6 protein-coding genes are annotated in these 9,610 nt (G+C 36.7%); 5 read left to right on the top strand and 1 reads right to left on the bottom strand.

Going from position 1 to position 9,610, the window contains the following annotated elements:
* Positions 1–5,155: Ig-like domain-containing protein (locus PSF16_RS15060; RefSeq protein WP_272689559.1), on the bottom strand; the 5,155-nt coding region annotated here is incomplete at its 3' end.
* Between the two features lie 209 nt (positions 5,156–5,364).
* Here PSF16_RS15060 and PSF16_RS15055 point away from each other — a divergent pair.
* From PSF16_RS15055 to PSF16_RS15035, 5 genes are all read left to right on the top strand, one after another.
* Positions 5,365–5,820 carry a hypothetical protein gene (locus tag PSF16_RS15055; protein ID WP_272689558.1) on the top strand — a complete coding sequence of 152 codons (456 nt, stop codon included), beginning with the start codon at positions 5,365–5,367 and terminating at the stop codon, positions 5,818–5,820.
* Between the two features lie 72 nt (positions 5,821–5,892).
* A complete protein-coding gene (locus PSF16_RS15050; protein WP_272689557.1) occupies positions 5,893–6,678 on the top strand; it encodes a hypothetical protein in 786 nt (261 codons plus the stop codon).
* Positions 6,679–6,682: 4 nt separating this feature from the next.
* Positions 6,683–7,915, top strand: coding sequence for a TolC family protein (locus PSF16_RS15045; protein WP_272689556.1), 1,233 nt, complete (start codon positions 6,683–6,685; stop codon positions 7,913–7,915).
* Entirely contained in the window at positions 7,899–9,149 is a 1,251-nt protein-coding gene (locus PSF16_RS15040; RefSeq protein WP_272689555.1) for an HlyD family efflux transporter periplasmic adaptor subunit, read from the top strand. Before PSF16_RS15045 ends, PSF16_RS15040 begins: the two co-directional genes overlap by 17 nt.
* Before the next feature lie 4 nt (positions 9,150–9,153).
* Positions 9,154–9,600: a hypothetical protein gene (locus PSF16_RS15035; protein WP_272689554.1), complete on the top strand. Its 447-nt coding sequence runs from the start codon at positions 9,154–9,156 to the stop codon at positions 9,598–9,600.
* Positions 9,601–9,610: the final 10 nt, after the last annotated feature.

The raw sequence follows: 9,610 nt of genomic DNA, 5'->3' as shown, positions 1-9,610 counted from the left end.
CCAGATTAGTGAGTGTCAGTGGCGTGTCTTCCGCTAAAGTCGGTGCTTGGGTATCAACGGTGATAACACCAGTTTGTTCGGTATTCGCTTCCCCTAAATTACCCGCGCTATCCTCCACTGCTACACGATAAACATATTGTCCATCCTCTAATGCGCTAGAAATAGGTAGTGTCAAAACCCAGCTACCATTCTCATCCGTTCTTACGGTTTGGCTTATATCTATCGTGTGAGATCCTACCTTGCTAATACTTAATATTACCAATGCAAAAGGTTCGCTTTGACCTTTAAAAGTGGGTGTCGCAGAGTTTGTTAATACCGTATTTTTAATGACTTGTTCTGATTCATGCCAAACACCTGCCGTCAGCTCAGTTGGTGCCGTTAAATCAATTGTGAACTCACCAGCCATCTCACCACGGATACCTTGCTTAACGTCATTCACTGTAACAATATAGTCATGATGCCCCTCTGCCAGTTCGGAAGTAACCTCGATAAACCAATGACCATTTTGGTCTGATTTTGTTTGGTAGGGTTGAGCCAATTGGTTATCAAAAATTACCCGCACATCCGCATTTGGCTCAGTCATCCCTCTTAATTTGGGTTTCTGAGTATTGGTAATATTGTCATTTTGCACTCCGGAGTCCGAGTCACTATCCAACCCAACTTCAACTAAAGGTGCTGTTTTGATCTGAACACTGCCGCTGAGACTTTGTGTACTCACCTGTCCTAAAACATCAGTCGCTGTTATCTGGTAATCGTAATGACCATCTGTCAACGCATTCTTATCCGGCAATGCAAATAACCAATGACCGGCTGTATCAGCGGTCACTTGGTATGTTTTCCCATCGATGATGATCGTCACAGTGGCATTCGCTTTCGTTTGTCCACTCAAGGTCGGTGTATTATCATTCGTTTGATGACCTAAAGATAAAACGTCTTCTAATTCAGCCGTTATCTCTGGGGGTTGGATATCGTAAACCAAATTGAAGTTCAGGTGAGTTTCTCGACCGATGAGGTCTTGTGCTGTCACCGTGAATTTAATTTCTTCATCTTGTTTAAGATTAAACGGAATACTTGTTTTAGGCAGTGAAATACGCCAGTTACCGCCATTATCTGCTTGAGTTGAACCAATCACTTTTCCATTGGCGTCTTTGATTTCAATGTGACTGGCAGATGTCGTTTTCCCCGTCAAGCTGAGAGCATCGCTATTAAACATTAGCTTACTGTTTTCTGCGGAGGTGAACTGTTTTCCATTGAGTTCAAATTCAACCTTAGGCGGAATATCTCGCTCTGCACCACTGAGCACTTTCAGTTCTAATTCATGTTCCGTCTTATTTCCTGCCATATCAAAAGCCGTAATTTTCGCGGGATAGATACCATTCGGTAAACGGATACTTTCCCCAATCATGGTCTCTTTACCATTAAATTCTTTTAGCTTTGTCGTATGTTTATAAATTTTTCCATTCACTTCGATCATGTAATAATCAATATTACCCGTGTACGTAATACGCAATCCGGCATTACTGTTATTGGCAACCTTCGTGCCACTATGTAATTCACTGGATTTTATATAAAAATCATCGAATTTCGGTGCTGTTGTTAAGATATTTAGCGTGACCTGCCCAATGGTTAACCCACTGTTCTCTTCCATAAACGCCACAGGATAAGCACCTTCACCATGAATCGGGACTTCAAAGCGCCATTCGCCATTAGCATTCATATCAACAGGATAAGATTTCCCATCTATTTTTGCGTACAGCATTGCCCCTGGCTCAACTTTACCTTTATAAGCGGGTTTTTGATGGCTCGTGTAATGATTACCGGTAGTACCAGTATCAGTATCCGGGTCTAACCAAATTTTAAAGTCTGATACCGTAACATAAGAAGAATACGTTCGAGTGGAACCGTAAACATCAGTAAATTCAAGGGTAAATGGAGTATCCCCTTTTGGTAATTGAAGTGTATCAGGTAGCTGCACCTCCCAATTTTTACGCCCATTTGACAGTGTTAATCCATAACTTTTACCCGCTATTTTAATCACGCCTCTTAGTTCATCGCGGTCAGCACTTCCCGAAATTGTTCCTTTTAATTTAGGGGAGCGAGAGACACTGAGATAGTTATCATCCATGCCAGTGGAACTCGATATGGCAGCAACTTGGCTAGTAACATGCAACACGCTGTCTTTAACCTGCATACCCACCTTATCAAATACTTTTTGTGAAACGTGACCTGCTGGCGATGTTGCAATGACGGTAATATTGTTGAGAAGGTAGCCTGAGTCCTTCACGAGGGTTCCTTCTGGAATACTAAAAGTCCAATGACCTTTCTCATCAATGTTAGTGATTGGAAAGGAAAACTTATGGCTCTTTCCGCCGTGTACCCGTTCGAATTCAAATTTTAGCGTTGAGTTTGGAGAGGCTTCACCTGAGAAATCGGGGGTTAAGTCATTGGTTGATTTCGCACCATCAAACTTACCCGCTTTCCAAGGTACGTCTAAGCTAATCTCTGATAAATAAGGCGCGTGGCTTTCAATCACTAATTGTGATGTTTTTTCATAAACATTCCCTGCGGCATCCGTGATAATGATTTGATAATTTCCAATAAAATCCTTTGGCAATTCTTTGGATAGCTGTAGTGACCATTGACCATGCTTATCCGTTGTGGTTTTTATGGTTTCATTATTCAATGTCAGTGTGACTTGGCAGCCCACTTCACCTTGTCCAGTAAAGACGGGTTTATGGTGGCTCGTAATGAAATTACCTTTCGTGCCAGTGTCAGTTTCTGAAGTGAGCTCAATCGTTGATATTGGCAGCATCGAGTCAATGAAAACACTGCCTTGTACATCCAAGCTTCTCCCATTGATAGGATGGGTTGCGGTCACGATATAGCGATTATTTCCATCCTGTAGTGTTTCGGTCTTGATTTCCCACTTTCCAGTAGTGTGGTCGGCTGTGGTTTCATACCTTTTCCCTCCAATATCAAAACTGACTTTCGCCCCTTTAGTCGCCAGCCCTTTAAAACTCAAGATGTTAATGTTCGTAATGTAATCTTCTTTTACGCCACTATCACTACGTTCATCTAACATCACTGATAATGTAGGAAGTGGCGCTTCTGATGCACCGTTTCCTAGTGGAACGAAGGTAAACTGTTGTTCGATTGTCGTTTTATTTCCGGCAAGATCCTCAGCAATAATCCGATAATTATTCTCTTTCCCGACAGCTGCGTTGGTGTCAAAGGTCAAGGACCAATGTCCATTTTCATCGGTATAGGCTGTTTTTGTGGTTCCTTTAAATTCAGCCGTTATTTTACTTTTTGGTTCAGAGGTGCCGCTGATTTGGGGGCGGATTAAATTTGTTGTTATGCCATCAACCGCATGTTCACTTTGGCTCGTCGTATCTAGCTTCGCCGTTAACTCAACTTGGGTATCAACGGTCAATGATCCTTTATCTGTCGATGTATTTCCCGCCAGATCGTTAACTGTAATCTGATAATCATAAATACCATTGGCTAATACCTGTGGTATCGACCATGTCCACTCACCTGCGGTATCTGCGGTTACTGGATAATCTTGATTTTCAAAGTGAATTGTTACCGTTGCATGAGGCTTGGTTTTTCCTATTAGAGTCGGTTTCGTATGATTCGTTAGCTGATCGCCTATTAGCCCACTATCTGTATCAGTACTGAGCGTTGCATGGCTAGAAGGGGGCGCAGTATCAATATGCATGTTTTCAGTGAATGAAGCTTGATTGCCGGCAATATCCGTTACCGTAACCAAGAATAAATGGTACCCATCATGTAATGCTTCAGGCACCGCAAATGACCAATGACCTTGATCATCCGCTTTTGTCGTATAAATTTGCCCAGCAAGATTAATGGTGACAACGGCTTGTGCGTCTGTTTGCCCTAACAGCACAGGCATAGCCTTATTAGTGATAAAATTATCCGTATTTTCTAAATATGTTGTGGCATCTGGTAACGTCGTTTTGATCGTAACCACGCCATGGATTGTTTGGCTGTTATCGGCTTTATCTACCGCAGTCACTTGATAGGTTAACTCGCCTTCAGGCAATGCTTGCGCTACCGTAATCCGCCATTCCCCCTGCTCGTTCGCGGCTGTAGATAAATGTTGTCCGGCGATCACTAATGTAATCACACTCTTGGGCTCAGTTTTCCCCATGAATGTGGGCAGTGTTTGATGAGTGATAGCATCATTATCCACCCCACTATCTGAATAGCTTGCTAAATGAACAGTCACCTCAGGTAGCGTGGTATCAATGATTATATTTCCTTCCACAATCACAGGCTTATCGTCAGCACGAGATGCCACTAACTGATACTCATAAGCATCATCGGGTAATGCCGTATTGATTGATAACGACCAATTCCCTTCTTGATCTGCGTTAATCGGATATTTTTTGCCTGCAATTTCTAGATATGCCGTTGCATCAAGTGACACTTTCCCAATAAACGTCGGGGTATTTACTTTGGTTATCTGAACGCTCGAAATATCAGAATTCGTTGTGTCATCGAGCCGACCTTGAATAAAAATATTGGTTTTTAAAGGCATAACCACATCCTTAGCCTTATTGACGGATGATGGTGTTGATGATGGTGTTGACGGTGAAGGAATGGTTGAAGAGGCTGGAGAGGACAAATCATTTTTTGTGATATCTATTTTAGTATCTTCAGCTTTAGTTTTTTGATTTAATTCATTTTTTGCTTGATTTAATTTTGTTAACGATGAACTTAATTGCTCTTTTTTTTCTTCATTTGACGATTCCAACGTGCGAACAGTTTCAGAGAGAGCCTTATTTTTTTGTTGTAATTCGGCAAGTGTCTCTTCAAATCGCTGCTCGGCATCGCCTTCTTCATTGTTCTGTTTTTTTTGTTCTACCGCGTCGACCTCCACCGTGTCGCTGACAAATTGTTCCTTAATATAAACAGCATCGGCTCCCACATTCATCGATATTGATGACAAAATCTCATCTTGGGTAAGCACAACCCCCTGCTCTGTGGATAAAACGACATCACCTAAAATGACATCTGATAAACCATTTTTTAATATTTCTGTTTTTCCATCGGGGGTTGTAATAATAAGGTCTAATCCTTGAACCTTAAAGTTTTTTACTTGAATCGTATTTATGTTATTTGAATTCATTGAGCTAGCCATTTAAAAGATATTAATGTGATTAATTAGATGCCAATTAGCAATTTTCATAAATCGCATTATATCTATTTTAAATCTAATTAAATCATGAAAAGCATATCGTGAACTCATAACCTATATTTATGAACTTAAAACCAGATGTATCAAGATTAATTATAATTATAATACCTGACATGAATTTATTTTAAAGAAAACAAAAAATGGAAGAAGACTATGATGGCTCAGATGAAGAGCTAGCACCTATGGTGGATGGATTAAGCGGAACACTTTGTATTATTATCTTAGTGTCAATGGTATTTATTTTCAGTGGTTTAAAAACTGCAAGCACGTATATTAATTATGGGGAGTTGAAGTTTGAACATGTAGAGATCGATATATCAAACCGAGTTCTTTATTTCAAAGGCGGAATAAACCTTTCTGATGAAAAGATCGATTTATTAGCAAAAGAATTCAATGAGAATGATAAAAACAGCATCATTTTACATGGTTATATAGATAAAAACATCAAGAACAGTCAAGAAAAAAACACCTATAACTTACTTTATGTAGCATCAATCATTAAAAATCTTGGTCGCAATAAAAAAGTCATTCTAAAAAAAAGAACGAATGAAATTTGCCCAGGATGGAATTCATGTATCTATTGGGAATACAAATAAATGTACTATATCGGACTATTTCTTTACCTTATTACCTTTCTTGCATGCTGGCTAATCACTGGAATAAAAGACATGATACAGCAATGTATCCTACTTGCTCCTGAAATAAGCTATACCATGATTGGTATTTATATTTATCCATTGGCTATTTTCTTATGCCACAAGATCCTTAAAAATAAATCACAAAAAAATTATATTTTTCTCGCTAACCAAACAAAATTATCAGCCTCGGTAACCGTATCCTTAGGTTTAGTCGGAACATTTATTGGTTTAACTGGAATGATAACGGCAATATCGGCATCTCTTGCTGGAGAAGGTGATGTAGCAGAAAAAATGAATGCGATGATTTCATCAATTTCCATGGCTTTAGACTCTATGTCATTTGCCTTTTTGACCTCTATTTTAGGTGTCTCAATTTCTGTTTTACTGTTAGTTAGCTTAAATTTCTTCCAATTCTTTTACATTAAAGGTCAAAGCAAAAATTCACAGCCTAATTTTGAAGAACTCAATGACATTCATAAAACCCTGTTTGCTCTGCAAGCCGTAAATGTAGGCATTGCCCAAAAGTTCGTATCAGTCTCAGAAGATAACCAATTAGCGACAGAAATTTCTAATACACTCAAAGAACTAACAAAAATAACAACAGCGAACTTACAAACATTGGTTACGATGAAAGATGCACAAAATGATTGGTATATAAAATATGACATGCATTTATTAGAAGAGAAAAAAAGCAGACTGTTGAATAATGAAAAAATAGAGAAAGAAATTTTAGAAGTAAAAAATTCTATTCAATGGATAAAATCCAAAGCCTTAGAAAGCAAGAAAGAATTAATATCATTATTATCAGTGGAATAGTTATATGCGTATATCTTATATTATCTTAGGTTTATCACTTGGATTGATTTTAATCAACACCTGTTTAGCGAATAAAAAAGAAGATGGTTTCGAATCATTTATGAATCGAGTACTAGATAATTCTAATCCTATTAAAATAAAAATGTTAGAACTAGAATCTGAAGGGTATAAAGCAAAGCAGACCGATTACTTTTATTTACCTAAAGTGAGTGCGACAAGTAAGTTGAAACATGGCGATGCTAATGTAAACAGTAGCTTGACGGCAACATCTCTTATTTATGATAGTGCGTTAAATCATCGATTTAATGAAAAAGAGCTGAAACTAAAAGTTTCACAATTGAATTTAAATAAAGAGAAAGACGATTTATATGCATCGATTACAAATAATCTTCTTAGCATTTACTTTCTTAACGAATTAACTAAAAAAACGGCTAATTTAAACAAAAACTCAAAAGAAATTTTTGATTTAATTGATCGTCGTTACAAAAATGGTGTTGCTAAATCCAGTGACTTAGAGCAAGCAATGCTACTAATGCAACGCATAGATATTGAGCAAAAAAATATTGAAAAAGAGATAATGCAATATAAATCCAATATTGAACTCATTTCCGGATTAGATTATCCAGTCAATGGCGTTAGCTTACCCAAAAATTTTATTAAAAATATACATAACATTAAAATTCAAAATGACCGAAGTATTCAAAATAACATTGAATATAATATATTGAAAATACAAGCAAATGTAATCAAGGAAAACGCTCAACAGCAAGATCCTTTTTTTAATGTGAATTTAATAGCTGAAGAACGATATTTAAATCAAAGTAGAAACCATAGCGAATCATATGTCGGCGTCGAGCTAAAGTTAAATATTTTTGATATTGATAAAAAATTGAATGAGTTATCCCAATTGAAACTCTATGAGGCCGCAAAGGGGAAAGTCGATTATAAACACAGTGAAATGACAGCCAAAGTCAAAAATTTAAACATCATTGCGACGTCGAATGAAATTGAGATAAATAACTTAAAAAATCAGAGAGATACATTATCTTCTATGATAAAAAGTCAAGAACGTGAGTATGATATCTCTCAATCTTCATTCTATGAAATGGTTAACACTTTATTTGACATGTTGACCATTGAAAGAAGAATCACTGAATCAATGATCGCCGATATGAAAAATAAAATGGAATACATCCAATTAACAGGGAAGCTCGCTGAAATTGAAAATCCATCTTAACTATCTGAAAAAAATTCCTAAAAAGATAAAAATTGTCTTTGCCCTTACCATCATTTTTTGGGGATATATTTTTCTTGCTGAAATTGATGTTTCATCCCCAGGTGATGGCGTCATTTCAGGCTTATCTAACAAGCTAGAGATAATCAGTCCAGCATCAGGATTTATCAACCAATTTAAGATTAAAACCGGTGACCATATAGAAAAAAATCAAATTCTATTTTCTTATACAAACTTAGATGTTTTTCATCAAGAAAAAACGCTGTCTAACTTAGTCAATTTTGCTAATGAACGCATTGATGATTTAGAGGAGAACAAAAAGTTATTAAATGGGCTTATTAATGGTCTAATCAATAATGAAGATGAATTTCAGTCTACGGCAAAAAATGACAGAAGCAAGACCCTCAGCGCGTATAAAGAGTTATCTGAGCATATGCTTTTAATCGTGGAAACCAATAACTTACAAGCACAATATTTAGCGCAGAACAAAGAGCTTACTGAGCTTCAAAATCAAATAAAAATTCTAAAAAGAAAGGAGGTGCTTTTAAATAATGCGAGAGCACCCGAGCTTGAAAAATTGAATAACAATACGGAAGTTAGCCGGACATTAGCACTGATCAATTCAGGTGAATTAACCGCTCAAAAATTAATACGTGAAATTTCTTTATTGGAAAAAAAGCACAAAACACGATTAATTAGTGAAATACAAGAAAATGAAGAGCAACTCAATCGCTTGAAAAAAGAAAAATTAGAAAATAGTGGTCAAATTGAATTACTAAGAAATAAAATCAGGGCAAACAGTGTTGTTTCACCCACTGATGGCATTATTCTGAGTATAGAAAAAGAGTTAGAACAAGGTTCATACGTTGAAGCTTCTAACCTAGTTATGGTCATAAAAAAACAACAAGATACGCGGGTTATCGACGCTAAAGTATATGCAAAATATCGCCCTTTTATTGCGGTTGAATTACCGGTAAAAATTGTCGTTAACTCTCCTGGATTTAAAAAAATAATCCATGGGAAAGTGTCAAAAATTAGTGCCGACTCATTTTCTGATAAAGATAGAATGACTCAAGAGCGCTTTTATTCTGTACAAATCACGCCAAATCAAGATTCGGTCATTGAACCGGAACATGATGGGTTACCCGTAATGATATATATTTCTAGTAAGAAAATTTCAGTATTAAATTATCTAACGGCACTCATTGGCGATAATATTTCATTTAACGTTTGGTAACGATATGTTAGGTTTTGTCTCCGCGCTTTCCGCGTCAGTTTCCGTCATGATTTTATTAATGGCTGTTCTTTTAGCGAATGTCATGTCTAGTGCTATGGATGTGGAAGAAAATAAACATAAAGCAAAAATATTGGGCATTGAAGATAATGGTGGTGAAATAAAAGATAAAAATAAAAATAAAAACATTCACAACACAATGAAATCATTAACTTTCAATTACGAAATACTCAATACGATTGATTATAATAAAATTAAAAGCATTGAAATTTATTGTAGCTATGGGAATAACCTAACACTTGATACTGCACTAACTTATACGGTTTACAATACTGTTTATCTAAAAAAGAACATTCCTCAAGTAAGCATAAAGGCACTCAAGCCCGCTGAAGATAAGAATGGATTAAACAGTTGTTTCCTCAAGGGAAAAGAGAAAGAAAGTGAAAAAAAATAATCTAAACAAT

The organism is Providencia sp. PROV033, from assembly GCF_028484855.1.
GTDB lineage: Bacteria > Pseudomonadota > Gammaproteobacteria > Enterobacterales > Enterobacteriaceae > Providencia > Providencia alcalifaciens.
This window is presented reverse-complemented; position numbering and strand designations above follow the sequence as displayed.